The 25,722-nt window shown below is 58.6% G+C and carries 22 protein-coding genes and 1 other RNA gene; 8 read left to right on the top strand and 15 right to left on the bottom strand.

All coding sequences use genetic code 11. The features are described 5' to 3' along the window. Positions 1 to 176: 176 nt before the first annotated feature. Positions 177 to 908 carry a MurR/RpiR family transcriptional regulator gene (locus tag H7K56_RS20290; RefSeq protein ID WP_058757092.1) on the top strand — a complete coding sequence of 244 codons (732 nt, stop codon included), beginning with the start codon at positions 177 to 179 and terminating at the stop codon, positions 906 to 908. Positions 909 to 1,032: 124 nt separating this feature from the next. Further along, positions 1,033 to 2,472: a 6-phospho-beta-glucosidase gene (locus H7K56_RS20285; RefSeq protein WP_150361140.1), complete on the top strand. Its 1,440-nt coding sequence runs from the start codon at positions 1,033 to 1,035 to the stop codon at positions 2,470 to 2,472. Positions 2,473 to 2,532: 60 nt separating this feature from the next. Here the strand turns inward: H7K56_RS20285 and H7K56_RS20280 are convergent, their stop codons facing one another. From H7K56_RS20280 to H7K56_RS20245, 8 genes are all read right to left on the bottom strand, one after another. Then, complete coding sequence (locus H7K56_RS20280) at positions 2,533 to 3,276, bottom strand: SDR family oxidoreductase (protein WP_150361141.1); 744 nt, start codon at positions 3,274 to 3,276, stop codon at positions 2,533 to 2,535. Positions 3,277 to 3,349: 73 nt separating this feature from the next. Then, entirely contained in the window at positions 3,350 to 6,223 is a 2,874-nt protein-coding gene (gene gcvP, locus H7K56_RS20275; protein ID WP_150361142.1) for an aminomethyl-transferring glycine dehydrogenase, read from the bottom strand. 98 nt (positions 6,224 to 6,321) lie between these two features. After that, positions 6,322 to 6,708 (bottom strand): glycine cleavage system protein GcvH, encoded by a 387-nt coding sequence (gcvH, locus tag H7K56_RS20270; protein WP_125309822.1) that lies wholly within the window; start codon positions 6,706 to 6,708, stop codon positions 6,322 to 6,324. Positions 6,709 to 6,729: 21 nt separating this feature from the next. Beyond that, complete coding sequence (gcvT, locus tag H7K56_RS20265) at positions 6,730 to 7,827, bottom strand: glycine cleavage system aminomethyltransferase GcvT (protein WP_150361143.1); 1,098 nt, start codon at positions 7,825 to 7,827, stop codon at positions 6,730 to 6,732. Positions 7,828 to 8,382: 555 nt separating this feature from the next. Next, positions 8,383 to 9,585 (bottom strand): FAD-dependent 2-octaprenylphenol hydroxylase, encoded by a 1,203-nt coding sequence (gene ubiI / locus H7K56_RS20260; RefSeq protein ID WP_150361144.1) that lies wholly within the window; start codon positions 9,583 to 9,585, stop codon positions 8,383 to 8,385. A gap of 20 nt (positions 9,586 to 9,605) precedes the next feature. Next, on the bottom strand, positions 9,606 to 10,784 hold the full coding sequence (ubiH, locus tag H7K56_RS20255) for a 2-octaprenyl-6-methoxyphenyl hydroxylase (protein WP_136546687.1): 1,179 nt from the start codon (positions 10,782 to 10,784) through the stop codon (positions 9,606 to 9,608). Beyond that, a complete protein-coding gene (gene pepP / locus H7K56_RS20250; protein WP_104188393.1) occupies positions 10,781 to 12,103 on the bottom strand; it encodes a Xaa-Pro aminopeptidase in 1,323 nt (440 codons plus the stop codon). The genes ubiH and pepP overlap by 4 nt, the downstream gene beginning before the upstream one ends. Before the next feature lie 50 nt (positions 12,104 to 12,153). Further along, a complete protein-coding gene (locus tag H7K56_RS20245; RefSeq protein ID WP_058757098.1) occupies positions 12,154 to 12,735 on the bottom strand; it encodes a YecA/YgfB family protein in 582 nt (193 codons plus the stop codon). Between the two features lie 170 nt (positions 12,736 to 12,905). On the opposite strand from H7K56_RS20245, the gene zapA reads away from it, so the two are divergent. The 3 genes from zapA to H7K56_RS20230 all read left to right on the top strand — a co-directional run bounded on the left by zapA (position 12,906) and on the right by H7K56_RS20230 (position 14,134). Next, positions 12,906 to 13,235, top strand: a complete 330-nt coding sequence (zapA, locus tag H7K56_RS20240) for a cell division protein ZapA (RefSeq protein ID WP_021506660.1) — start codon at positions 12,906 to 12,908, stop codon at positions 13,233 to 13,235. Between the two features lie 39 nt (positions 13,236 to 13,274). Beyond that, a non-coding RNA gene (gene ssrS, locus H7K56_RS20235) (6S RNA) lies at positions 13,275 to 13,458 on the top strand. A 70-nt stretch (positions 13,459 to 13,528) separates the two neighbouring features. Then, entirely contained in the window at positions 13,529 to 14,134 is a 606-nt protein-coding gene (locus H7K56_RS20230; protein WP_058771549.1) for a 5-formyltetrahydrofolate cyclo-ligase, read from the top strand. Between the two features lie 30 nt (positions 14,135 to 14,164). Here H7K56_RS20230 and serA read toward each other — a convergent pair whose 3' ends face one another. Next, on the bottom strand, positions 14,165 to 15,403 hold the full coding sequence (serA, locus tag H7K56_RS20225) for a phosphoglycerate dehydrogenase (protein ID WP_021506658.1): 1,239 nt from the start codon (positions 15,401 to 15,403) through the stop codon (positions 14,165 to 14,167). Positions 15,404 to 15,682: 279 nt separating this feature from the next. After that, the gene (rpiA, locus tag H7K56_RS20220) at positions 15,683 to 16,342 is read right to left on the bottom strand and encodes a ribose-5-phosphate isomerase RpiA (RefSeq protein ID WP_127834524.1); all 660 of its coding nucleotides are present in this window, start codon (positions 16,340 to 16,342) and stop codon (positions 15,683 to 15,685) included. A 182-nt stretch (positions 16,343 to 16,524) separates the two neighbouring features. On the opposite strand from rpiA, the gene H7K56_RS20215 reads away from it, so the two are divergent. Then, positions 16,525 to 17,430 carry a LysR family transcriptional regulator ArgP gene (locus H7K56_RS20215; RefSeq protein ID WP_021506656.1) on the top strand — a complete coding sequence of 302 codons (906 nt, stop codon included), beginning with the start codon at positions 16,525 to 16,527 and terminating at the stop codon, positions 17,428 to 17,430. Between the two features lie 115 nt (positions 17,431 to 17,545). Here the strand turns inward: H7K56_RS20215 and H7K56_RS20210 are convergent, their stop codons facing one another. Further along, entirely contained in the window at positions 17,546 to 18,277 is a 732-nt protein-coding gene (locus H7K56_RS20210; RefSeq protein WP_021506655.1) for an oxidative stress defense protein, read from the bottom strand. A 219-nt stretch (positions 18,278 to 18,496) separates the two neighbouring features. On the opposite strand from H7K56_RS20210, the gene H7K56_RS20205 reads away from it, so the two are divergent. Further along, positions 18,497 to 19,804 carry an MFS transporter gene (locus H7K56_RS20205; protein ID WP_150361146.1) on the top strand — a complete coding sequence of 436 codons (1,308 nt, stop codon included), beginning with the start codon at positions 18,497 to 18,499 and terminating at the stop codon, positions 19,802 to 19,804. Here the strand turns inward: H7K56_RS20205 and H7K56_RS20200 are convergent. Beyond that, the gene (locus H7K56_RS20200) at positions 19,791 to 20,489 is read right to left on the bottom strand and encodes an IclR family transcriptional regulator (RefSeq protein WP_150361148.1); all 699 of its coding nucleotides are present in this window, start codon (positions 20,487 to 20,489) and stop codon (positions 19,791 to 19,793) included. The two genes, H7K56_RS20205 and H7K56_RS20200, sit on opposite strands and share 14 nt — an antisense overlap. A 61-nt stretch (positions 20,490 to 20,550) precedes the next feature. Here H7K56_RS20200 and H7K56_RS20195 point away from each other — a divergent pair, with 61 nt between their 5' ends. Further along, positions 20,551 to 22,827, top strand: coding sequence for an FAD-dependent oxidoreductase (locus H7K56_RS20195; protein WP_375140420.1), 2,277 nt, complete (start codon positions 20,551 to 20,553; stop codon positions 22,825 to 22,827). On the opposite strand, the gene argO is transcribed toward H7K56_RS20195, so the two are convergent. The 3 genes from argO to fbaA all read right to left on the bottom strand — a co-directional run bounded on the left by argO (position 22,806) and on the right by fbaA (position 25,702). Next, on the bottom strand, positions 22,806 to 23,429 hold the full coding sequence (argO, locus tag H7K56_RS20190; RefSeq protein ID WP_150361152.1) for an arginine exporter ArgO: 624 nt from the start codon (positions 23,427 to 23,429) through the stop codon (positions 22,806 to 22,808). The two genes, H7K56_RS20195 and argO, sit on opposite strands and share 22 nt — an antisense overlap. Before the next feature lie 129 nt (positions 23,430 to 23,558). Further along, positions 23,559 to 24,434: a small-conductance mechanosensitive channel MscS gene (gene mscS, locus H7K56_RS20185; protein WP_021506650.1), complete on the bottom strand. Its 876-nt coding sequence runs from the start codon at positions 24,432 to 24,434 to the stop codon at positions 23,559 to 23,561. Positions 24,435 to 24,622: 188 nt separating this feature from the next. Then, positions 24,623 to 25,702 carry a class II fructose-bisphosphate aldolase gene (gene fbaA / locus H7K56_RS20180; protein WP_058757103.1) on the bottom strand — a complete coding sequence of 360 codons (1,080 nt, stop codon included), beginning with the start codon at positions 25,700 to 25,702 and terminating at the stop codon, positions 24,623 to 24,625. Positions 25,703 to 25,722: the final 20 nt, after the last annotated feature.

Here is a 25,722-nt window from a genome sequence, read left to right as displayed (position 1 = left end):
GGCGTCGGATTCCTGAACATCGTAACGAAAGTTGTGCTTTTTCTGTGCACCAGAGTAGCGAAGAACAATTTCAGAGTACACATGTACGCTAAAATTATTCTGTGAAGAGGTGTGACAACCCAGCGGCAAACCAATCTGTTACACTGAGGCTTCTTTTTGCCGTGAGCGCCGCCCGAATGTTTTCACACAGCGACCTGTCCCGTTTGAATGACCTTGAGATGCAGGTTTATCACTTCATCATCAAACACCGGGAAAGTGTCAGTTATATGACCATCCGCGAACTGGCGGCGCAGGCGGGCGTCTCGACCACCACGGTGCTGCGCTTCTGCCGCAAAATGCACTGTGACGGCTGGTCAGAATTCCGCATCCGTTTTCGCCTGGCGCAGGAGCAAAGCGCGCCGGTGCTGCTGCCCTCCGGCGTCGGAGAAATGCTGAGCTTTTTTAAAAGCATCAATAACGCAGAATTTGATCAGCAGATTGCCACCGCGGCGCAAATGATTATTGAGGCTGAGCACATTTTTTTTATTGGTGCCGGCACCTCAGGCAGCCTTGGCAAATATGGTGCGCGCTATTTTTCTAATATTGGTAAATTCAGCCATCACATCGATGATCCTTATTACCCGGTGAGTAAGAGCGCGTGGGAAAATGCGCTGGCGATTATTTTATCCGTCTCTGGCGAAACCGAAGAGATCCTGCGCTTTGCCAGCCAGTTCAGTCTGCATCACTGTAAAATCATCTCCATCACCAATCACGACAACTGCTCGCTGGCGAAAATGGCGGATTTCAATCTCTCCTATCATGTGCCGCAGGAGAAACTGCCTGACCGCTACGATATTACCACCCAGGTACCGGTGATTTATATTCTGGAGACGCTGGGCCGTTATATTGCCCGCCTCACGCAGGTATAAAACAGCCTGTTTTTCAGTGGTAACAAGTCACATTTCCGCGCCGGTGTTATAGCGTGACTTTGCTATTTCAGTTGTTACACTGCGGGCAGTATTATTTTCGCCAACAGCGTGACGAGGTATTGAAATGAGTGAAGGATTGCAGTTACCCAGCGGATTTCTCTGGGGCGGCGCGGTGGCAGCCCATCAGGTTGAGGGCGGCTGGGATCAGGGCGGCAAAGGCGTCAGTATCGCCGATGTTCTCACCGGCGGCGCACACGGCGTAGATCGCGTCATCACGCCCGGCGTTCAGCCCGGCCAGCACTATCCCAACCATCAGGCGGTGGAATTCTATTCGCACTACAAACAGGACGTGGCGCTGTTTGCCGAGATGGGTTTCAAATGCTTCCGCACCTCGATTGCCTGGACGCGCATTTTCCCCAACGGCGATGAACTGCAGCCCAATGAAGCCGGCCTGCAATTTTACGATGACCTGTTTGATGAACTGCTGAAATATGGCATCGAACCGGTGATTACCCTGTCGCACTTTGAGATGCCTTATCATCTGGTTAAAGAGTACGGCGGCTGGGCTAATCGCAAAGTGGTCGATTTCTTTGTGCGCTTCAGTGACGTGGTGATGACGCGCTATCGCCATAAGGTGAAGTACTGGATGACCTTCAATGAAATCAATAACCAGCGCAACTGGCAGTATCCGCTGTTCGGCTACTGCTGCTCCGGCGTCGTGTTCACAGAGCATGAAAAGCCGGAGCAGACGATGTATCAGGTGATGCATCACCAGTTCGTTGCCAGTGCCAAAGTGGTGAAGCGCGGCCACGAAATCAACCCGGATTTCCAGATTGGCTGCATGATCGCCATGGTACCGGTCTATCCGTTCTCCTGCCATCCGGACGATGTGATGCGCGCGCAGGAGTCGATGCGTCAGCGCTACGTGTTCAGCGACGTGCAGATGCGCGGTGCCTACCCGGCTTATACGCTGAAAGAGTGGGCGCGCAAAGGCTATCACATTGAGATGGAAGCCGGTGACGCCGAAACGCTGCGTCAGGGCTGCTGCGATTACATCGGTTTCAGCTACTACATGAGCAACGCGGTGGACACCAAAGCCAGCGGCGTCGACGACCCGATCACCGGCTTCGACGGCGTAGTGCCTAACCCGCATGTGAAAGCGTCCGACTGGGGCTGGCAGATTGATCCGGTCGGCCTGCGCTACGTGCTGAATGCGCTGTATGAGCGCTATCAGAAGCCGCTGTTTATCGTTGAGAACGGCTTTGGTGCCATTGATAAAGCCAATGCTGAGGGCGTAATCGAAGATGACTACCGCATTGATTATCTGCGCGCGCACATCGAAGAGATGAAAAAAGCGGTGGCGCTGGATGGTGTCGATCTGCTGGGCTATACGCCGTGGGGCTGCATCGACTGCGTCTCCTTTACCACCGGCCAGTACAGCAAGCGCTACGGCTTTATCCACGTTGATAAAAACGATGACGGCAGCGGCAGCTTTGCCCGTTCGAAGAAGAAGAGTTTCGCCTGGTATCAGCAGGTAATTGCCAGCAATGGTGAAGTGTTGTAACCGCTAATGGCGCGCGACGTATAAATGTGCGCCGCGCGCAGACAGGCTGTGAAGTGCGGCTCAACGGCCGCCTGATGCATCAATAAAGCTGCCGGTGACGTATGAAGCGGCGTCACTGGCCAGCCAGACGATGGCGGCAGCGATCTCCTCCGCCTGGCCGCCGCGCTGCATCGGCAGCGATGCCGCGAGACGATCAACGCGCCCCGGCTCGCCGCCGTCGGCATGCATATCGGTGTAGATCAGCCCTGGCCGCACGCTGTTGACGCGAATCCCCTGCGCCGCCACTTCCAGTGACAATCCTCTGGTCAGCGTATCCATCGCGCCTTTCGACGCCGCGTAATCGACATACTCATTGGGCGAGCCGGTACGCGCGGCCGCTGACGAGACGTTAACAATGGCGCCGCCCTGACCGCCGTGTGCGGTGCTCATGCGTTTTACCGCTTCGCGACAGCAGATAAACGTGCCGGTGACGTTGGTTGCCAGCACACGCTGAATGCGCGCAGCATCCAGATCCTCAACCCGGCACTGGGAGAAGAGAATACCGGCGTTATTCACCAGCACGCGCAGCGCGCCCGGCTGCTGATCCAGCTGGCGGAACATGCGCACCACCTGCGCTTCATCGGCAATATCCGCCTGTAAGGCAAACGCGCTGCCGCCCTGCGCTTCGATATCTGCCACCACCTGCAACGCTTCTGCTGCGCGCTGCCGAAAATTGATTGCCACGCGATAACCCGCCTGCGCCAGCAGCAGCGATGTTGCCCGTCCAATTCCGCGGCTACCGCCGGTGACCAGTGCCAGATCCATATGCTTCTCCCATAAAAAAAGGCCGACAAATCGGCCTTTAGTATTACTGAAGGGTTTGGATTACGCCTGCAAATTACTGGTATTCGCTCATCGGAACGCATGAACAGAACACATTGCGATCGCCAAACACATCGTCGAGACGCTTAACGGTCGGCCAGTATTTGTTGGCGCTGCCGGCCGGGAAGACCGCCAGCTCGCGGCTGTACGGATGAGTCCAGTCGCCGACGATTTCCATCTGGGTATGCGGTGCATTCACCAGCGGGTTGTCGTCAGCCGGCCATTCACCGTCGGCCACGCGATCGATTTCCATGCGGATCGCCAGCATCGCGTCAATAAAGCGGTCCAGCTCGATTTTGCTCTCGGATTCGGTCGGCTCGACCATCAGCGTGCCGGCGACCGGGAACGACATTGTCGGCGCATGGAAGCCGTAGTCGATCAGGCGTTTCGCGATATCCAGCTCGCTGATGCCGGTCTGCTCTTTCAGCGGACGAATGTCGAGAATGCACTCATGCGCCACGCGGCCGTCGCGGCCGGCGTACAGAATCGGGTACGCCGACTGCAGCCGGCTGGCGATGTAGTTGGCGTTGAGAATCGCCACCGAGCTGGCCTGCTTCAGCCCTTCGGCACCCATCATGCGAATGTACATCCAGCTAATGGGCAGAATAGATGCGCTGCCGAACGGCGCCGCAGAAACCGCGCCCTGCTGGGTCAGCACGCCGTCAATCTGCACCACGCTATGGCCCGGTACGAATGGCGCCAGATGCGCTTTTACCCCGATGGGCCCCATGCCCGGACCGCCACCGCCGTGCGGAATGCAGAAGGTTTTGTGCAGGTTGAGATGCGACACGTCAGCGCCAATGTAGCCAGGCGTGGTGATCCCGACCTGCGCGTTCATGTTTGCGCCGTCGAGGTACACCTGGCCGCCGTACTGATGCACGATCTGGCACACTTCGCGAATGGTCTCTTCGTAGACGCCGTGCGTCGACGGGTAGGTCACCATGATGCACGACAGCGCGTCACCGGCCTGCGCTGCTTTTTCACGCAGATCGCCGAGATCGATGTTGCCCTGCTTATCACAGGCCACCACCACCACCGCCATGCCCGCCATCTGCGCGGACGCCGGGTTGGTGCCATGCGCCGAGCTCGGGATCAGACAGATTGTGCGGCCCGCTTCATTACGGCTCTCATGATAGCGACGGATGGCCAGCAGACCGGCGTATTCGCCCTGCGCACCAGAGTTCGGCTGCATGCACAGCGCATCGTAACCGGTGAGCTGGACCAGCCACTGGGACAGCTGACCGATCATCTGCAGATAACCGCTCGCCTGCTCTGCCGGGCAGAACGGGTGCAGTTCAGCAAATTCCGGCCAGGTGATCGGAATCATTTCGGCGGCGGCATTCAGTTTCATGGTGCATGAGCCGAGCGGGATCATCGCCTGATTCAGCGCCAGATCCTTTTTCTCCAGGCTGTGCATGTAGCGCATCATCTCAGTTTCGCTGTGATGACGGTTGAACACCGGATGGGTAAGGAATTCGATGGTACGCTGCTGGCCTGCCGGAATAGCGCTGTTTTCCGCCGCCACCGCGGCGTCCAGCGCCTCGATATCCTGACCGTGCGCGTCACCCAGCAGAATGGCAAACAGCGCCAGCACGTCTTCACGCGTGGTGGTTTCATCCAGCGTGATACCAACCGCATTGAGGATATCGCTGCGCAGATTGACGCCGAAGCTCAGCGCACGGTTCAGCACCGCCGCTTTGTCCGCGACTTCAACGGTCAGCGTATCGAACCAGCTGTGATGGCGCAGCTTCAGGCCGCCGTTTTGCAGGCCTGCCGCCAGAATCGAGGTCAGACGGTGAATGCGCGAGGCAATGCGCTTCAGTCCGGCCGGGCCATGGTAAACCGCGTACAGGCCGGCGATATTCGCCAGCAGCACCTGTGAGGTACAGATGTTGGAGTTGGCTTTCTCACGGCGGATGTGTTGTTCGCGCGTCTGCATCGCCATGCGCAGCGCGGTGTTACCTGTGGCATCGCGTGACACACCGATGATACGGCCCGGCATGGAGCGCTTGTGCTCATCACGGCTGGCAAAGAAGGCCGCGTGCGGACCGCCGTAGCCCATCGGTACGCCAAAGCGCTGGGCGGAACCGAAGACGATATCAGCACCTTGTTTGCCCGGCGCTTCCAGCTGCACCAGCGCCATGAAATCCGCCGCCACGCTCACCACCACTTTGCGGCTTTTCAGCTCAGCAATCAGTTCACGGTAGTCGTGCACTTCTCCGCTGGTACCGACCTGCTGCAGCAGCACGCCAAACAGATCGTCGTGCTCGCGGGCTTTTTCGGCGCGATCGATAATCAGCTCAAAGCCAAATGTTTCGGCGCGGGTGCGCACCACATCCAGCGTTTGCGGATGGATGTCATCGGCGATAAAGAATTTGGTCGCGTTTTTCAGCTTGCTGACGCGTTTAGCCATTGCCATCGCTTCGGCGGCCGCGGTGGCTTCATCCAGCAGCGAAGCTGAAGCGATATCCAGCCCGGTGAGATCGAGCGTCAGGGTCTGGAAGTTGAGCAGCGCTTCCAGACGGCCCTGCGACACTTCCGGCTGATATGGCGTGTACGCCGTGTACCAGCCCGGGTTTTCCAGCATGTTGCGCAGAATCACCGGCGGGGTGATCACGGCGCTGTAACCCATTCCAATCCAGGATTTGTAACGCTGATTCTGGCTGGCAATGGCTTTCAGCTCTGCCAGCGCCTGCTGTTCAGTCGCGGTATCGCCTACCGCCGGCGGGCCTGGCAGCTGGATATCAGCAGGCACAATTGAAGCGATCAGCGAAGCCAGCGAGCTGGCACCAATCGCTTCCAGCATGGTGGCCTGCTGCGCGGCATCAGGACCGATATGGCGCTCAATAAAAGCACCGTTATGTTCGAGCTGGCTGAGAGTCTGGGTCATTTACAGTACATCCTGAATCGGGCTGGGTGACAAAATGGCATTAAATCAGGCAGATAAAAAAGAAGGCACCGCAGTGCGGCACCTTCAGAGACTACCGGTTACTCGTCGATGGACGCTTTGTAGGCGGCAGCATCAAGCATCGCGTCGAGCTCGGACTCGTCGCTGGCTTTGATGCGGAACAGCCAGCCGGCGGCGTACGGTTCGCTGTTAACCAGCTCCGGGGCATCGCCCAGCGCTTCGTTGACCGCCACGATTTCGCCGCTCAGCGGGGCATAGATATCCGATGCCGCTTTCACGGATTCGGCTACCGCACAGTCGTCACCGGCGGCAAAGCTGGTGCCCACGTCTGGCAGGTCGACAAATACCATGTCGCCCAGCAGTTCCTGCGCGTGTTCGGTGATGCCCACGGTAAACGTACCGTCAGCTTCTTTACGCACCCACTCGTGGCTATCACGGTACTTCAATTCATTTGGCACATTGCTCATCGCCATTTCTCCTGAAAAAAATTACTGAGCGACCGGCTTGCCGGCGCGAACAAAAATAGGTTTAGTCACTTTCACCGGCATTTCACGATTGCGGATTTCAACAATCGCCTGCTCACCGATACTGGCCGGCACGCGCGCCAGCGCAATGCTGTAGCCCAGCGTTGGCGAGAAGGAGCCGCTGGTAATGATGCCCTGCTGCGGCTGTCCCTGCGCATCGGTAAAGCGCACCGTCAGACCGTTACGCAGCACGCCTTTTTCGGTCATCACCAGCCCGACCAGCTTTTCCGTGCCGTTCTCGCGCTGTGCTTCCAGCGCCTCACGGCCAATGAAATCACGGTCGGCGGGCTCCCAGCTGATGGTCCAGCCCATGTTGGCGGCCAGCGGCGAAACGCCTTCATCCATCTCCTGACCATACAGATTCATGCCGGCTTCAAGACGCAGCGTATCGCGTGCGCCCAGTCCGGCTGGTTTCACGCCTGCGGCCAGCAGCTGTTGCCAGAAATCTGCGGCCTGAGCGGCAGGCAGGGCGATTTCATAACCGGCTTCACCGGTATAACCGGTCGTGGCGATAAACAGATCGCCGGCCTGTACGCCAAAGAACGGCTTCATGCCTGCCACCGCGTCACGCTGTGCCGCGCTTAACAGGCTCTGTGCTTTTTGCTGCGCGTTCGGCCCCTGTACGGCGATCAGCGCCAGATCGTCACGCTCGGTGAGCGCAACCCCAAACGGCTGCGCATGCTCAGCGAGCCACGCCAGATCCTTCTCGCGCGTAGCGGAGTTGACCACCAGGCGGAAGAAATCTTCGCTCATAAAGTAAACAATTAAATCATCAATGACGCCAGCTGAAGCATTCAGCATGCCGGTATAGAGGGCTTTGCCGGGCTGGGTCAGTTTGGCGACATCGTTGGCCAGCAGGTAACGCAGAAATTCACGGGTACGCGCGCCGTGCAGATCGACAATGGTCATGTGGGAAACGTCAAACATTCCGGCATCGTTGCGTACCGCATGGTGTTCATCCATTTGCGAGCCGTAGTGCAGCGGCATCATCCAGCCGTGGAAGTCCACCATGCGGGCACCGCAGGCCTGATGCTGTTCGAATAGAGGCGTTTGCTGAGTCATAACCATCCTGTGAAGACAAGTGAGTGTGACGCGCCTGCGCCGTCAGTTTTGAGCGACGCAAACGTTCTCTTTACGCTGAAGTTACCACCGAATCCGGCAATTAACCATAAGGAAAACGAGGGTGAAACCTTATCATCCTTTGTGCTGCCCCTGCAGCCACGCCAGCATATCTCACTGCATTTATGTGATTTACCGCGCATATAATTCACCTGTTGCGCAGTAATTCAGCCGAATAATGGAACCTGTGCCGCAGACAAGGGAAATGGTTCGGGAGCAAAAAGCATTTAGGATTAGTTAAATTAATGCGAATTGAGACCTGAAATTAGAATAAATCAAATGACGGGCAATTTGGGTGCAGCGATGCACAATAATGGTGCTGGGGCGGGTTTTGCAGTGGCGTTACCGGGTGCGCACAGGGTCGCGATGGATGGCGACAACGCTGTGCAGTTCGGTGATTCATGAGCGGCAGCCGACTGCCACGCCCACCCTTGAGGGCGATCGCGTAACGTCAGTGCAGGAAAAACGGCACCTGAAACGGTGCCGTAATAAGGAGGGTTAGCGGATCCAGCCGGGCAGGTCGTTGAGGCCCATGGCCTGCTTCAGCAGTAACGGCTTCACGCCGGGCAGCGTGTCGGCCAGCTTCAGCCCGACGTCGCGCAGCAGTTTTTTCGCCGGATGCTGCCCGGCAAACAGCTCACGGAAACCCTGCATGCCGGCCAGCATCAGCGCTGCGCTGTGCTTGCGGCTGCGTTCATAACGACGCAAATAGAGATGCTGGCCGATATCTTTGCCCTGCTGATGCAGACGGCGGATTTCGCCAATTAGCTCGGCGGCATCCATAAAGCCGAGGTTAACCCCCTGCCCGGCCAGCGGATGGATGGTATGCGCCGCATCGCCCACCAGCGCCAGCCGGTGCGCAGCAAAATTGCGGGCGTAACGCGCCGTCAGCGGGAAGGTTTTCCGTTCGCTTTCAACCTGGCACAGACCAAGGCGCATATCGAATGCCACCGAAAGCTGCTGGTTAAACAGCGCTTCCGGCATGGATTGCAGTCGCGCCGCTCCCTGCGGTGACAGCGACCAGACGATGGAGCTCAGGTGCGGATCCTGCATCGGCAGGAAGGCCAGAATGCCGTCGCCGTGGAACACCTGGCGCGCGATGGCATCGTGCGGCATATCGGTGCGTACGTTGGCCACCAGCGCGTGATGTTCGTAATCCCAGAAAGTAATCGGGATATCCGCTTTGTCACGCAGCCACGAGTTGGCCCCGTCCGCAGCAATCAGCAGGCGCGCGCTCATCATGCTGCCGTCCTGCAGGGTAATAAAGGCTTCGTTATCGCCAAACGCCACCTGCTGCAGCTGAGCCGGCGCAATCAGCGTCACGTCGCTACACTGGCTGGCGCGCTGCCACAGCGCACTGTGAATCACCTCGTTTTCAATGATATGTCCGAGGTGCGACAGCCCCTGCTGCTCGTCATCAAAGCTGATCGAGCCAAAGCTGTCCTGATCCCACACTTCCATGCCGTGATACGCGCTGGCGCGCAGCGCGAGAATGGTGGACCAGACATCGAGTTTTTGCAGCAGACGCTCGCTGGCGGCGTTGATGGCCGAGACGCGAACCGACGCTGGCGCCGCCGCATCAAATTGTGGCTCAGGCGCTTTTTCCAGCACCGCAACGCGCAGGCCGCTGCCCTGTAAGCCACAGGCCACCGCCAGACCGACCATGCCGCCACCGGCAATCGCCACATCAAATGTTTGCATTGCTGCCCCTTAATTCATGCTTAACGCTTAACCCAGCCGAGCGTGCGCACGGCAAGTGGGTTTCGCAGCCATGGCAGGTGGTCCATTGCCACCAGCCCAAGATTTCGTCCTGCCACCAGCGGGGCATAACGGTTGGCGAACAGCCGCACCAGACCGTCGGTGACGCCAATGGTCGCCGCGCGATCCGGCTGGCGGCGCGCAGCAAAATGGTGCAACACCGCGTGGCTGCCCGGATCCTGCTGGTGACGATGCGCCGCCGCAAGGGTTTCCGCCAGCGACATCACATCGCGCAAACCGAGGTTAAAGCCCTGCCCGGCGATCGGATGCAGCGTCTGCGCCGCATTGCCGACCAGTGCCAGCCGGTGCGTCACCTGACGCTCTGCGGTCTGCAGCGCCAGCGGATAGATTTCGCGCTGGCCGGCGTGAGTAAAGCGCCCCAGCCGCCAGCCAAAGGCGCGCTGTAATTCATGCAGGAAGGTGGCATCGTCCCACTGCTTAACCGTGGCTTCGGCAGCCGCCGGATGACACCACACCAGCGACAGACGGTTGCCGGACATCGGTAGCAGCGCCAGCGGGCCATGCCGGGTGAAGCGCTCAAACGCGCGACCCTGATGCGGCAACTGCGTCGCGACGTTGGCAATCACCGCCAGCTGCTGGTAGTCGTCGCGCTGCCAGCGAATGCCGCAGGATGCCGCCAGCGGCGAGCGTGCGCCGTCAGCGGCCACCAGCAGCGCGCCCTGTAACGTTGCGCCGCTGCTGAGCGTCGCCTGCACGCTATCAGCGCTGCGGGTTACTGAGGTCACGTGATCCGGACAGCACAGCGTCACGCCGGGTGCCTCACGCAGACGTTTAAACAGGCGCTGTCCCACGTCATACAGCTCGACCACGTTGCCCAACGCCGACAGCTGATAATCCTCAGCCTGCAGCTGAACAAACCCGCTGTGCCCGCGATCGGAAACGTGGATGTGGGTAATGGGCGTGGCGCAGTCCGCCAGCGAACGCCACAGGTCAATTTCCGCCAGCTGCTGACAGGTGCCCGCCGCCAGCGCGATGGCGCGCCCGTCAAAGCCCGGGTGCGCGCGGCTGTCCGGCTGATGACGTTCAATCAGCGTCACCGGCAACTGGCCCTGCGTCAGATGCGAAATCGCCAGTGCCAGCGTGGCGCCGGTCATGCCGCCGCCTGCAATCAGGATACTCATACGCCGCGCGCCGCCGCCATCAGTGCTTCGATCGCCTCAGCGTCTTTTACCACGCTGTCGGTCAGGTTTTCATTACCGTCGGCGGTGATGACGATGTCGTCTTCGATACGGATACCGATGCCGCGATACTGCGCCGGCACTTTGGCATCCGGCGCGATATACAGGCCCGGTTCAACGGTGAGCACCATGCCAGGCTCAAGCAGGCGGTCGCGGCTGGGCGTGCCGTAGTGGCCGACGTCATGCACGTCCAGCCCCAGCCAGTGACCAAGGCCGTGCATAAAGAACGGACGGTGCGCCTGCTCTTCAAACAGCGTATCGATATTGCCTTCCAGAATGCCCAGATCGACCAGACCGGTGATCATGATACGCACCACTTCGTCGTTGACTTCATGGATGCTGATGCCCGGGCGGAACATCGACAGCGCCTTATACAGCGAGGCGAGCACGATGTCGTAGATCTCGCGCTGCGGCTGGCTGAATTTACCGTTTACCGGGAAAGTGCGGGTGATATCGCCGGCGTAGCCATGGAATTCGCAACCGGCATCAATCAGCACCAGATCGCCGTCGCGCATTTCGCTTTCGTTTTCGGTGTAGTGCAAAATGCAGCCGTTCTCACCGGAGCCCACGATGGTGTTGTAAGACGGAAAGCGCGCGCCGTGGCGGGTGAATTCGTGATGGATTTCGCCTTCCAGTTGATATTCAAACATGCCGGGACGGCACGCCTGCATCGCACGGGTATGTGCCAGCGCGCTGATTTTTCCTGCGCGGCGCAGAATGGCGATCTCGTCTTCGCTTTTAAACAGGCGCATCTCATGCACCCAGGGACGCCAGTCGGTCAGCGTCGCCGGCGCGCTGAGGTTTTGCCGGAAACCGCGGCGCAGTTTCTCCAGCGCGCTGAACACCAGCGTATCCGCTTCCGCGTATTCACCCTGTGCGTGATAGACCACGTCGAGTCCGTTGAGCAGCTGGTGCAGCTGCTCGTCAATCGCATCCCACGGCAGCGCGCGGTCAACGCCCAGCTTCGCCGGTGCGGCTTCCTGACCAAGCCGACGCCCGAACCAGATCTCGGCCGTCAGGTCGCGTACGCGGTTAAACAGCACGCTGTGGTTATGATTGTCATCGCTCTTGATTAATACCAGCAGCGCCTGCGGCTCGTTGAACCCGGTGAAGTACCAGAAATCGCTGTTCTGGCGAAAGGGATATTCGGTGTCGTTGCTGCGCGTCACTTCAGGTGCAGCAAAAATCAAAGCCGCGCTGCCGGGCGCCATGCGGGCGATCAGCGCCTGACGACGTTGCCGGAAAGTTTCCAGTGTAATCATATTTGCACTCCCTGTAGAAAACGGGCAGCGACCTGCCCACGATGACGCGCTTAGTGTAGCGTAGGTTTTTGCACTTCCGGTGCGGTCGGCGTGCGTGGCCGGGTGAAGGTGTCATGGCACAGCAGCGCGGCAACGCGCACGTACTCAATCACCTCTTCCAGCGACTGTTCGAGCTCTTCCTGATCTTCATCTTCATCGTAGCCAAGTTGCGCAATGGTGCGCAGATCGTCAATCGCTTCGCCGGTCTCACCGGTCACTTTGTCCAGCTTCGGCTGCGTCACGCCCAGGCCCAGCAGGAAGTGATTGACCCAGCCGGCCAACGCGTCAGCACGATCGAACACCGTGATGTCCTCCTCATCCGGCAGCATCAGCTGGAACAGGAAACCCTCTTCATCCAGCGTGTTGGCCAGGTTTTCATGCAGCGCCTGCAGCGGCTGCGACAGGCTTTGCGAGAACGCCATGCCCTCGTTAGTCAGATCGTGCACCAGGGTTTTCCAGCTGCTGTCCTGATTGCCGCCGCACAGAATGCCACACAGCAGTCCGTGCATCTCGGCGGGCGTCATGCCTACGCCCTGCTGGGAAAGTGCCGCGGCCAGCGCGTTGTAAGTGGGTGTTGCGTTCTGTAAAGACATAAGCTTTGGTCGTCGTTGGCAGAATAAGTTCGTGTTATGCTACCACCAGGTGCCTCAGGGTTTCCAGAAAAGGGGTTGTAACTTATCACGCGGGTCTATATAGTTGCGCACCTCCCAACCCATTGACAGGTAAGGGAGATGCGAACGAAGTAATCAGTCAGGATGGTGGCATGTCTGCACAACCGGTAGATATTCAGATTTTTGGTCGTTCATTGAGAGTGAATTGTCCGCCTGAACAGCAAGATGCGCTGAATCTGGCCGCAGAGGATCTCAATCAACGGTTGCAAGATTTAAAAGTTCGCACTAGAGTCACAAATACAGAGCAGCTGGTGTTCATCGCCGCGTTAAACATTTGCCACGAGCTGGCACAAGAGAAAGGTAAAACGCGCGATTACGCAGCCAATATGGAACAACGCATCCGTATGCTGCAGCAGACCATTGAGCAGGCATTAGTTGAGCAAGGTCGCATAACTGAACGTCAGGGCCCTAAATTCGAATAACACTTCATGGTACTCGTGTTAGAGTAACGGTGAAGTCAATTTTCTCTGAGATGTTTGCAAGCGGGCCAGTCCCCTGAGCCGATATTTCATACCAACAGAGTGTGACGCTCTGTAACCTGTGAGCATGCTCGGTCCGTCCGAGAAGCCTGATGGTTACGACGGCATACTCACCTTGAACCAAGGGTTCAAGGGTTACAGCCTGCGGCGGCATCTCGGAGATCTCCTCTTAGTTCCACCCTGTTATTCCCGGTGTGATAATGTGGCTATCAACAGCCTTATCAGCCGGGGACATCATGCCAGCACCTTCTCTTCTCGACCGTCAGGATATTCGTCAGCATGTGCGCCATCTGCGCCGCAATCTTACGCCTGAGCAACAGGTTGAGGCCGCCGATCTGCTGGCTGAACATGCCATCAATTTTGCCCCGCTGGCCAGCGCACAACGCATCGCGCTGTTTCTCTCCGTCGATGGCGAAATCAATACCCGACCGCTGATTGCCAAACTGTGGCAGCAAAAGAAGCAGGTCTTTCTGCCGGTGCTGCATCCGTTTGCGCCCGGTCACCTGCTTTTTTTGCGCTACACGCCAGAAACCCCGCTGCGACCTAACAAGCTGCGCATCCCTGAGCCGCCGCTGGATATTACGCAGCTGGCCACACTCGATCAGCTGGATGTGATGCTGGTACCGCTGGTGGCGTTTGACGCGCAGGGACAACGCTTAGGCATGGGCGGGGGTTTTTACGATCGCACGCTACAGCACTGGCAGCAGCATGGCTTTTTACCGCTGGGTATTGCGCACGACTGCCAGCGCGTGGATGCGCTGCCGGTGGCGGCCTGGGATGTGCCATTGCCGGCGATTCTCACGCCGTCAAAGCTGTGGCAGTGGGAAACGCTGGCGGGATAAAGACAGGGCGCCCAGCGGCGCCCTGCACTGTCAGTACAGCAGACGGGCGCGCATGGTGCCCGGAATCGCCTTCATCAGCTGCAGCGCTTTCTCCGCCACATCCTCTTCGGCATCAATATCGATAACCACATAGCCCATCACTGGCGAGGTTTGCAGATACTGAGCGGCAATGTTGATGCCCTGCTCGGCAAAGATCTGGTTGATGGCGGTCAGCACGCCCGGGCGGTTTTCATGGATGTGCAGCAGGCGGCTGGCGCTGGCAGCGTGCATCGGCAGCGAAACTTCCGGGAAGTTTACTGCGGAGAGCGTCGAGCCGTTGTCAGAGTACTTGGCCAGCTTGCCAGACACTTCCAGACCGATGTTCTCCTGCGCTTCCTGCGTTGATCCGCCGATGTGCGGCGTCAGGATCACGTTGTCGAATTCGCACAGCGGCGAGTTAAACGGATCGCTATTGGTTGCAGGTTCAACCGGGAAGACGTCGATGGCGGCACCAGCCAGGTGCTTGCTGGCCAGCGCATTACACAGCGCCGGGATGTCGATCACGGTACCGCGCGCGGCGTTGATCAACAGCGCGCCGGGCTTCATCAGCGCCAGCTCTTCGCTGCCAATCATGTTCTGCGTGGACGGCGTTTCCGGCACGTGCAGGCTGACCACATCACTCATGTTCAGCAGGTCAGAGAGATGGCGCACCTGGGTGGCATTGCCCAGCGGCAGCTTGTTTTCGATATCGTAGAAAAATACGTGCATGCCGAGGCTTTCCGCCAGCACGCCGAGCTGCATCCCGATATGGCCGTAGCCAATGATACCCAGCTTCTTACCACGCGCTTCGTACGAACCGGTGGCGATTTTATTCCAGATGCCGCGGTGTGCTTTGGCGTTGGCTTCCGGAATGCCGCGCAGCATCAGCAGCATTTCGCCGATCACCAGTTCCGCGACCGAACGGGTATTGGAGAAAGGGGCGTTGAACACCGGCACGCCGCGTTTCGCTGCCGCGCTGAGATCAACCTGGTTAGTACCAATACAGAAGCAGCCCACCGCCACCAGCTTTTCAGCTGCCGCGAAGATCTCTTCAGTCAGTTGGGTACGGGAACGGATACCAATGAAGTGGGCATCGCGGATGGAGGACTTCAGCGTCTCAGCATCCAGTGCGCCTTTGTGGAACTCGATGTTGGTGTAACCTGCGGCGCGCAGATTATCCAGCGCACTCTGGTGAACGCCTTCCACCAGCAGGAACTTAATCTTGTCTTTTTCCAGTGATACCTTTGCCATTTCCCGACCCTATTCAGAATTCAACGAGGACTACCATAAGGTAGCCTTCTGTCAAAATATCAAAATTTTCCGGCGCGGCAATACAAACGATTGCCTGCACGCCAGCACGCGCCCACGTGCAGACAACACAAATCCACACAAAATCGTGAGATGACGAGAGCGCAAAGTACGAACCTGCTGTTGATGAATCATTTGTGACATAAGTCACCAAATTTCACTGCAGCAAGAAAAGATGTTTTGCGGATGGAAATAACCGGCGCTGGCGGCGCGCCGGTGAGATCAATTGGTGATGGTTTTCACGCCGTCCGGCGTACCAATCAGCGCGATATCCGCTCCGCGTGCGGCAAACAGCCCCACGGTGACGACGCCCGGCAGCGCATTGATGGTTTTTTCCAGCGCAATCGGGTCAAGGATGCGCAGATTATGTACGTCGATAATAATGTTGCCGTTATCCGTAACCACGTGCTGACGATACTCCGGCAGGCCGCCCAGCTTCACCAGCTCCCGCGCCACATAAGCGCGCGCCATCGGAATCACCTCCACCGGAAGCGGGAAGTTGCCCAGCACATCGACCTGTTTGGACGCATCCGCGATGCAGATAAATTTCTGCGCCACCGCCGCAACAATTTTCTCGCGCGTCAGCGCCGCGCCACCGCCCTTGATCATCTGCATCTGTGGATTGATCTCATCAGCCCCGTCGACATACACCGACAGCGCATCCACGTTGTTGAGATCGAACACCGGAATGCCCAGCGATTTGAGCTTTTCGGTTGAGGCTTCCGAACTGGAAACCGCGCCCTCGATCTGATCCCTGATGGTACCAAGCGCGTCAATAAAATGCGCCGCCGTTGAACCGGTGCCTACGCCAACAATGGTGCCTGGCTGCACGTACTGCAGCGCTGCCCAACCTACCGCTTTTTTCAGTTCATCCTGGGTCATGGTATGTTTAAAACCTGTGCGACATCGAAGTGCGCGTAGTATAAAACAAGGCGCTGTCAAAAAGCGCGGCTGACGGACGTTGGATGTAAGCCTTTAGAAGCCAGCCCGCAAAAACGCGTCGGCCGCACAGCTTCGCCGTTTTATGGCATAGTAGTTTCCACCCTGAACGAGAGAGAACAACAATGAAACGCCCGGATTATCGAACGCTTCAGGCGCTGGATGCTGTGATTCGCGAACGCGGCTTTGAGCGTGCGGCCCAGAAGCTGTGCATCACGCAGTCTGCGGTGTCGCAGCGCATTAAACAGCTGGAAAATTTATTTGGTCAGCCGCTGCTGGTGCGTACCGTGCCGCCGCGCCCGACCGAGCAGGGACAAAAATTGCTGGCGCTGCTGCATCAGGTGGAGCTGCTGGAAGAGGAGTGGCTGGGCGATGATAACGGTGGCACCACGCCGTTGCTGCTGTCGCTGGCGGTGAACGCCGACAGTCTTGCTACCTGGCTGCTGCCGGCGCTGAAAGATGTGCTGGCTGACTCGCCGGTGCGCCTGAATCTGCAGGTGGAAGATGAAACCCGCACGCAGGAGCGTTTACGGCGCGGTGAGGTGGTCGGGGCGGTGAGTATCCAGCCGCAGCCGTTGCCAAGCTGTCTGGTGGATCAGCTGGGTGCGCTGGACTATCTGTTCTGCGCCTCGCCGGAGTTTGCCGCGCGCTATTTCCCCAATGGCGTGACGCGCTCGGCGCTGCTGAAAGCCCCGGCGGTGGCGTTTGATCACCTTGACGATATGCATCAGGCGTTTTTGCAGCAGAACTTTGATTTATCGCCGGGCAGCGTGCCGTGCCACATCGTGAACTCGTCAGAGGCTTTTGTGCAACTGGCGCGTCAGGGATCGGTGTGCTGTATGATTCCGCACCTGCAGATTGAGCGCGAGCTGGCGCAGGGAGAGCTGGTCGATTTGACGCCGGGTCTGTATCAGCGCCGGATGCTGTACTGGCACCGTTTCGCGCCGGAAAGTCGCCTGATGCGCAGCGTGACCGATGCACTGATTGCCCACGGCCACCGCGTATTGCGCCAGGATGAAGTTGCGGCCTAGCGCCGTTCAGATTAGCGCACAACAGTCGTAGCGGCGCGATTCATCGCGCGTTTTAACAGCGGTTCTGCTGCTGGAAAGCGCGATGAATCGCGCCGCTACAATTTTACAGGCTAACTTACTGCGCCGTATTCGGTTTGATTTCGAATACCACATCCACCTGATCGTCAAAATGGATGCTCTGCTGCTCGTAGGTCTGCTGCGCGGTGGTGTCCGCTGCGGCACCGGCCGCTTTGTACATGCGCGCCATCGGCATCGGCTGGTAGTTAGCCACGTGATAGCGAATGCTGTACACCGAGCCCAGTTTGGCGTTGAAGCCTTCCGCCAGGGCACTCGCCTGCTGTGTGGCATTGGCAATCGCCGCTTTACGCGCCTGATCTTTGTAGCTGTCTGCGTTAGCCACGCCCAGCTCAACAGAACGAATCTCATTCAGGCCCGACTTCAGCGCGCCGTCCAGCAGCTCATTCAGCTTGTCCAGCTGGCGCAGCGTGACTTCCACCTGACGCACCGCACGGTAGCCTTTCAGCACCGATTTACCCTCTTTGGTGTAGTCATATTCCGGCTGGGTGCTGAGATTAGCCGCATCAATATCTTTCTTCTCGATGCCGTTCTTTTGCAGGAAATCAAAATATTGCGCCACGCGGTCGTCAGCCTGTTTTTTTGCATCCGCCGCGTCTTTCGACGAAACATTCACCACGATGGAGAGCGTAGCCATATCCGGACGGGCATCCACGCTGGCCTGTCCTGATGTCACCACGTGCGGTCCGTTCGGCACTTCTCCCGCCTGGACCAGACCGGACAGTGCGCCCGTGCTCATTACGGCGGCCAGCGCCAGTGCTTTCAGTTTCACGAAAGTCCTCCTTGAAGGGTTCAATTTGCAGGTCGCCACTATGGCGAAACCCAAAACACATTACTATGCGTGATGGTCTGAGTTTGAAATTAGCAAAAAGTTCGGCTTTGCTCAGGTTTAACGTATCCGCGATCGCAAATTTATCGCTACAGATTCGCTGAAAAGCGCCGCCTGCGTTTCTATTAAAGAAACACTTCTGCCCCTCGGGAGAGTTGTATTATGACAGAACAGCCACTTAGCCAAAGCGCGGTCAGCGTGCGAGCCGGACGCACACGCTTTATGATGCTGGCACTGGTGTTTATCAACATCATCATTAACTACATGGATCGCACCAACCTGTCGGTGGCCGCCACGCAGATGGCCGGTGAACTACGCTTCACGCCGCTGGAGATGGGGCTGATCTTCTCGGCGTTCGGCTGGATCTATGCGGCGCTGCAAATTCCCGGCGGATTCCTGATCGATCGTCTCGGCGCGCGGCTGGTATACGGCGCGGGGCTGTTTGCCTGGTCGCTGATCACCGCGCTGCACGCTTTTGCCAGCAGCTTCGGCGCGCTGTTCGGTCTGCGCCTCGGCGTCGGCGCCTTCGAGGCGCCGGTGATGCCGGCTAACAATCGGGTGATTTCCAGCTGGTTCCCCGAGCAGGAGCGTGCCAGTGCAATTGGCATCTACTCGTCCGCACAGTTTGTTGGCCTCGCCTGTATGACGCCGCTGCTGTTTCACGTGCAGGCTGCGTTTGGCTGGCGCGGGCTGTTTCTGATTACCGGCGTGGCGGGCATGATTTGGGCGCTGGTGTGGTATCTGCTGTATCGCGAGCCGAACCAGCACAAAGGCGTATCAGAGGCTGAACTTAACTATCTGCGTGACAACGGCGCACTGCTGGAAAATCGCCAGGGCAGCCAGCCGCCGCGTGCACGCTGGGCCGATCTGGCGCAGATGTTTCGCAGCCGCAAGCTGGTCGGCATCTATATTGGCCAGTTCACCATCTCCGCCACCTTCTGGTTTTTCCTCACCTGGTTTCCCACCTATCTGGTGGAGTATCGCCACATGGACTTTATCAAGAGCGGCTATGTGGCGTCGCTGCCCTACTTCGCGGCGTTTTGTGGCGTACTGCTGGCCGGCTTTGCCTCAGACCGCATGATCCGGCGCGGCATGTCAGCCAGCGTGGCGCGCAAGCTGCCGGTGATCCTCGGTCTGTTTCTCACGCTGTTCATCCTTGGTGCTAACTACACCGAAGATTCGCGGCTGATCATCCTGTTTATGTCGCTGGCGTTTTTTGGTAATGGCCTGGCGACCATCACCTGGGTGTTTGTTACCGCGCTGGCGCCGCGCCATCTGATCGGTCTGGCCGGCGGCGTATTTAACTTTACCGGCGCGCTGTCATCGATCGTAGTGCCCATCGCCATCGGCGCCCTGATTGACGGCAGCAACTTCGCGCCGGCGCTGGCCTTTATCGCCGTGCTGGCCGCTATTGGCATCTGCAGTTATCTGTTTGTGGTAGGAAAAATTGACCATGTCAGCGCGCGCTGATGAGCCGTTTCGCCAGCGCGTGCAGCTGTTGCAGACGCTGCGCCAGCTGGTCCTCATCGGCCTGCCAGATTTTGGCGAAGGCCAGCGCCGCACGATTGTTATTGATCGGCTGCGCCATACTGATTTCGCCGTCCTCGCGATGCCACACCAGATAATCCCCGGTGCGCTTGCGCGCCAGCAGTGGCGCAATCTGCGCCCACTGTTCGTCACTGAAGCGTGGCCGCAGCACCTCGTCACTCTCCGCCGCCAGCAGCGCGATGCCAATCACCGACTGCCACGCTGGCAGCATGCGGAATCCAGCCAGCGCCTGGCTGGTACTGGTGCGCTCGCCGGGCTCCGAGTGCCAGATGTAGATGACCTGGTCCTCCCACAGCACGCCAAGCGCCACCACGATATCGCGCGGCGCGTGCGCCTCCAGCTGCGGCAGTGCCGAAGCAAACAGCGACGATCCACGAATGGCCTGCGCCGCCAGCGCATGAATGCCCGGGCCCGGCAGATAGCGCCGGTGTTCATCCTGAATCGTCAGGCCGATGGACGCCATGGTCATCAGCAGACGGTTTACCCGCGTGCTGTTCATCCCCATCTGGCGCGCCAGTTCACGACCGCCGACCGCTTTGTCACTGGAGACCAGATATTGCAGGCAGCGAATTCCGTCAATCAGGCTCTGGTTGGGTTGCGAAGACATAAATCACCTTGTGACGGTAAAAATTCAATCTTAGCAGCCTTCAGGCGGGAGTAACCTCATGATGCAAACTTTCTCTTCTCAGGCCGCGCGTGCCTTTCCGCTGCAGTCGTTACACGCCGATGTGCTGGTCGCCGGTGGCGGTCTGGCGGGCGTGTGCGCCGCGCTGGCTGCGGCACGCGCGGGCCAGCAGGTGGTGCTGATTCAGGATCGCCCGGTGCTCGGCGGCAACGCTTCCAGCGAAGTGCGGCTGTGGGCCAACGGCGCGACGTCGCATATGGGTAATAACAACCGCTGGGCGCGTGAAGGCGGCATCATGGGCGAGATCATGGAGGAGAACCTCTGGCGCAACAAAGAGGGCAACCCGGTGCTGTTCGACATGGTGCTGCTGGACATCGTGCAGGCGCAGCCGCGTCTGACGCTGCTGCTCAATACCGTGGTCAGCGACATCGAAAAATCCGCGCAGCGCCTGCAGGCGGTTCAGGCTTTCAACGCCATCAATCAGACCCGCTATCGCGTGACGGCCGACCAGTTTATTGATGCCAGCGGCGACGGCGTGCTCGGCTATCCGGCCGGGGCCGCGCACCGTGTCGGCGCAGAATCACCGCAGGAGTTTGGCGAAAAAATGGCGCCGGGCGAGCAGTTTGGCCACAAGCTCGGCCACTCAATTTATTTTTATACCAAACGCAGCGCGCAGCCGGTGCGCTTTGTACCGCCCTCCTTCGCGCTGAAAGAGATCACCGCTATTCCGCGCTATAAACGTTTGAGCTCCGATCTCAACGGCTGCGATCTGTGGTGGCTTGAGTGGGGCGGCCGGCTGGATACCGTGCATGAAAGCGAAACCATCAAGTGGGAGCTGTGGAAGATTGTCTGGGGCGTGTGGGATTACATCAAAAACTCCGGCGAGTTTGCCGATGCCGACACGCTGACCATTGAATGGGTTGGGCTGATTCCCGGCAAGCGCGAGAGCCGACGCTTTCTCGGCGATACTCTGCTGTGTCAGCAGGATATCATCGCGCAGCGCGACCACTACGATGCGGTGGCCTACGGCGGCTGGTCGATTGACCTGCATCCGGCCGACGGCGTGTACAGCGCTCACGACGGCTGCCGCCAGTTCCACAGCAAAGGCACTTACACCATTCCGTTTCGGGCGCTGTACAGCCAGTCGCTGGATAATCTGCTGCTGACCGGCCGGCTTATCTCTGCCACGCACGTTGCCTTTGGCAGCGCGCGCGTGATGTGCACCTGTGGCGTGCTGGGCGAAGTGGTGGGCCGCGCGGCGGCGCTGTGTCAGCAGCATAACCAGACACCGCGTCAGCTGGCGCAGCCGGAGCATATTGGTCAGCTGCAGCAACAGCTGCTGCGCCACGGTGCGTTCATTCCGCGTCAGCAGCTGGCGCATCCGGCCGGTGCCGCTCAGGTCAGCGCCAGCAGCACCTTCGCCCTGCACGCCCTGCCGGCGGATGGCGGCTGGCACGCCCTCACCTCACGCTGCGCCCTGCTGCTGCCGCTTAAAGCCGGAGAACGCCTGCCCGCGCTGACGGTGCGGCTGCGGGCGTCATCCGCGCAGACGCTGCAGGTTTCACTGCTGACCAGCGACAATCCGGCCAACACCTGCGGCGATCGGCTGCTGGCCACACACAGCCTGCAGATTAGCGGTGAAGAGGCGTATTCGCTGCCGTTTGACTACCGTGCGGAGTGCGATCGCTACCTGTTTATCGCCTTTGAAGAAAATCCGGCGGTTGAAGTGGCGCTCACCCGCCAGCGCCTGCCGGGCATTATGATGGTATTTAACAGTCTCAATCCGCGCGTCGCGAAACGCACCCGGCAGATAAACGACGGCGATTACGGCGTGGATGAGTTTGATTTCTGGCTACCGCGCCGCGCGCCCAATCAGATCCTGATCGCGTTTAGTCTGACAACACCGCTGCGGCTGTGGCACTGCGACTATTTGCTCAACGGTAAACTGCGGCCGGAAAGCCACACCAACGGCTGGCTGCCGGCGGCGGACGATCGCCAGCCGTGGGTGTGCTGGCAGTGGCCGGACGCGCAGCGCGCCAGCCAGATTACGTTGCTGTTCGATAACGATTTCGATCATGCGATGGAAACGGTGCAGATGGGCCATGCGCAGGCGGTGACGCCGCACTGCACTACCCATTATCGCCTGTGGCTGGATGACACGCTGCTGGCGGAGGTCAGCGATAATCATCACTCGCTGTGCCATCATGCGCTGCCCCCGGATACCACGTTTCACCAGATTCGGCTGGAGCTGCTGGCCAGCGCAGGCGCCCTGCCCGCGCTTTACGGCCTGCATGTGCATCACCAGCCGGCGATGCCCTGACGCGCCAGCTGCAGGGCGATAAACCACATCACGCCGCCCACCAGCAGATTAATGATGCGCTGCGCGCGCACGGTGCGCAGGCGCGGCGACAGCCAGGCGGCCAGCAGCGCCAGACCGAAAAACCACAGCAGCGAGGCGCTGGCGGTGCCGAAAGCAAACCAGCGGCGCGCCTCCGCCGACGGCAGCTGACTGCCGAGGCTGCCGAGCACCACGAGGGTGTCGAGATAGACATGCGGATTGAGCCAGGTCACCGCCAGCATAGTAGCGACAATGCGCCAGCGCCCCTGCTTCAGCGCCGCCTCTGACGCCAGCGTGACATCGCCCTGCCAGGCACTGCGCAGCGCGCCCCAGCCATACCACAGCAGAAACGCCACGCCAGCCCAGGTGATCAGCATCAGCAGAACCGGCGACTGCTGCAACAGCGCGCTGCCGCCAAATATTCCGCCACAGATCAGCACAATATCGCTCAGTGTGCACAACGACGCGGTCATCAAATGGTAATGGCGCTTAATGCCCTGGTTCAGGACGAAGGCATTTTGCGGGCCCAACGGCAGGATAAGCGCAGCACCAAGGGCAAGCCCTTGTAAGTAAACAGATAACACGGAAGATTTCCTGAAAAAGGGGTGTTGCTGTGCAGTATAGTGAGGCGAGGATATTAGCGGAAATGGAAAGAATTAATCGGTCATTAGCGGAACTGATAAAACAAGGGCACCCGCCGGTGCCCTGATAACTTACTCGCTGCGCGCAGGCTGCTGCGCCTCGCTCTGCACCTGATGCAGGTGCACGTCCATCTGCGGATAAGGAATACCGATACCGTGCGCATCCAGGGTGCGCTTGAAGTTCTTCATCAGATCCCAGTAGACGTTTTGCAGATCACCGCTTTTGCTCCAGCAGCGCACCACAAAGTTCAGCGACGATGCCGCCAGTTCGTTCAGGCCAATCTGGATACCCAGATCTTTCAGCACGCGCTCGTCCGCTTCCACCACTTCACGCAGCAGATCGATCACCTGGTCGACATCCGCATCGTAGGCGACGCCAATAATGAACTCGTTGCGGCGGATAGGTTCGCGCGAAAAGTTAACGATGTTGCCGGCAATGATTTTGCCGTTTGGCACCACCACGATTTTGCCGTCAGCGGTTTTCAGCGTGGTCGAGAAGATCTGTACATTCTGTACGGTCCCCATCACGCCACCGAGATCGACGAACTCACCGGTGCGGAATGGACGGAAGGTCACCAGCAGTACGCCTGCCGCCAGGTTGGAGAGCGACCCCTGCAGTGCCAGACCGACGGCCAGACCGGCAGCACCGAGCACGGCGATCACCGAGGCAGTCTGCACGCCGACGCGGCCCAGCGCGGCAATAATCGTGAAGGCAATGATACCGTAGCGCACCAGCGCTGAGAGGAAATCAGCCACGGTGGCATCAATATGACGCGCGACCAGCAGGCGATTGACGCCGTTCGATACCACGCGCGCAATAATCATCCCGACAATAATGATGGCGATAGCCGCCACGATGTTCACCGCATAGCTGAGGATCAGCGCCTGGTTGCGCACCAGCCAGCCACCTGCATTGTTAATGCCGTCAACGACGTTAAGATCTTCCATTTGTTAGCCCTGTTGTTGAGTTTCCCGCAGGAAAGTACAAAAACTGCCAGATTCAATCCGACACTCCCGAGTACAAGGGTAAACAATAATGGGGCGAAGCGCCAAAAATGTGCTGTATAAACCGGGATTTCCAGACGGGACGCATAAAAAAAGGCCCTTTCGGGCCTTTTTTGTACGGTAAGCAAAAATTACAGTACGTCGACAGCGTTCAGTTCTTTGAAAGCCTGCTCTAAGCGCACAACCATGGAAGATTGTGCCGCACGCAGCCAGACGCGTGGGTCGTAGTATTTTTTGTTCGGGCTGTCAGCGCCGTTCGGGTTGCCAAGCTGTCCCTGCAGGTACGCTTCGTTGGTTTTGTAGTACTGCAGGATGCCGTCCCAGGTTGCCCACTGGGTATCAGTATCGATGTTCATCTTGATCACGCCGTAGCTGATAGACTCTTCGATTTCTGCAGCAGAAGAACCGGAACCGCCGTGGAATACGAAGTCCAGCGCGTTGTGCGGCAGGCCGTGTTTCTCTGAAACGTATTTCTGCGAATCACGCAGAATGGTTGGGGTCAGTTTCACGTTGCCTGGCTTGTACACGCCGTGTACGTTACCGAAGGACGCAGCGATGGTGAAACGCGGGCTGATTTTGCTCAGCTCGGTGTAAGCGTAATCTACGTCTTCTGGCTGAGTGTACAGTGCAGAAGCGTCCATGTGGCTGTTGTCCACGCCATCTTCTTCACCACCGGTGCAGCCCAGTTCGATTTCCAGCGTCATATCCAGTTTCGCCATGCGCGCCAGATACTTAGAAGAAATCTCGATGTTCTCTTCCAGTGACTCTTCAGACAGGTCGATCATGTGTGAGGAGAACAGTGGCTTACCGGTTTTTTTGAAGTGCTCTTCACCAGCGTCCAGCAGACCGTCGATCCACGGCAGCAGTTTCTTCGCACAGTGGTCGGTGTGCAGGATTACTGGCACGCCGTACTGTTCAGCCATCAGATGCACATGGTGTGCACCAGCGATTGCGCCGAAAATCGCAGCGCCCTGTGGTTTGTCGGTTTTGAAACCTTTACCGGCGATGAAGGCAGCACCACCGTTGGAGAACTGAACGATGACCGGCGCTTTAACTTTAGCCGCAGCTTCCAGTACCGCGTTGATGGAATCCGTGCCGACGCAGTTAACGGCTGGCAGAGCGAATTTGTTTTCTTTCGCTACTTTGAAGATTTTCTGAACGTCATCACCAGTGACAACGCCGGGTTTTACGAAATCAAAAATTTTAGACATGGTTGTGTCCTGTTTCGTTT

The organism is Pantoea dispersa (assembly GCF_014155765.1).
Taxonomy (GTDB): Bacteria; Pseudomonadota; Gammaproteobacteria; order Enterobacterales; family Enterobacteriaceae; genus Pantoea; species Pantoea dispersa.
Note: the sequence above shows the minus strand (reverse complement) of the source record. Positions and strands in the feature narration are given on the sequence as shown.